Here is a 1,002-nt window from a genome sequence, read left to right on the forward strand (position 1 = left end):
CGCTTCCAGCGCGCGCGCTTCGTCGAGGTCTTCACCGCGAATTGCAGTGTCGGCCAGAACGGTCGTGCTGCCCGGCTGTACTTCCAGCACGCCGCCAGAGAGGTAGATATACTCCTCTTCGCCGTGCTGTTTAACGATGCGAATCATACCAGGCTTGATGGCAGTCAGCAGCGGGGCGTGGCCCGGGTAAATACCCAGCTCACCTTCGCTACCTGACACCTGGATACGCTGCACCAGACCGGAGAACATTTGCTGCTCCGCACTGACCACGTCCAGATGATAAGTCATAGCCATACCACTCCTCCTGGGAAACCGTTATTACAGTTTCTTCGCTTTTTCGACAGCTTCTTCGATCGCGCCGACCATGTAAAACGCCTGCTCTGGCAGGTGGTCGAATTCGCCTTCCATGATGCCTTTGAAGCCACGGATGGTGTCTTTCAGCGTCACGTATTTACCTGGAGAACCGGTGAAGACTTCTGCTACGAAGAACGGCTGAGACAGGAAGCGCTGAATCTTACGCGCACGTGCCACCAGCAGTTTGTCTTCTTCAGACAGCTCGTCCATGCCGAGGATGGCGATGATGTCTTTCAGCTCCTGGTAACGCTGCAGCAGCGACTGAACGCCACGCGCGACGTCGTAGTGCTCCTGACCGACGATCAGCGGATCCAGCTGACGGCTGGTAGAGTCCAGCGGGTCAACGGCCGGGTAGATACCCAGTGACGCGATCTGACGGCTCAGCGTAACGGTTGAGTCTAAGTGAGCAAAGGTGGTTGCTGGTGACGGGTCAGTCAGGTCATCCGCAGGAACGTAAACGGCCTGTACGGAGGTGATTGAACCGGTCTTGGTGGAGGTAATACGCTCCTGCAGCACACCCATCTCTTCAGCCAGCGTTGGCTGATAACCTACCGCCGATGGCATACGACCCAGCAGTGCAGAAACCTCTGTACCGGCCAGGGTGTAACGGTAGATGTTGTCGATGAACAGCAGAACGTCACGGCCTTC

The 1,002-nt window shown here is 56.9% G+C and carries 1 protein-coding gene and 1 pseudogene; both read right to left on the bottom strand.

From position 1 onward, the window contains the following. Positions 1-294: F0F1 ATP synthase subunit epsilon (locus ERD80_RS08810; RefSeq protein ID WP_136546586.1), on the bottom strand; the 294-nt coding region annotated here is incomplete at its 3' end. Between the two features lie 24 nt (positions 295-318). Beyond that, positions 319-1,002, bottom strand: a pseudogene (locus ERD80_RS08815) (F0F1 ATP synthase subunit beta); the annotation flags it as partial.

The organism is Pantoea sp. R102 (assembly GCF_004916815.1).
Taxonomy (GTDB): Bacteria; Pseudomonadota; Gammaproteobacteria; order Enterobacterales; family Enterobacteriaceae; genus Pantoea; species Pantoea dispersa.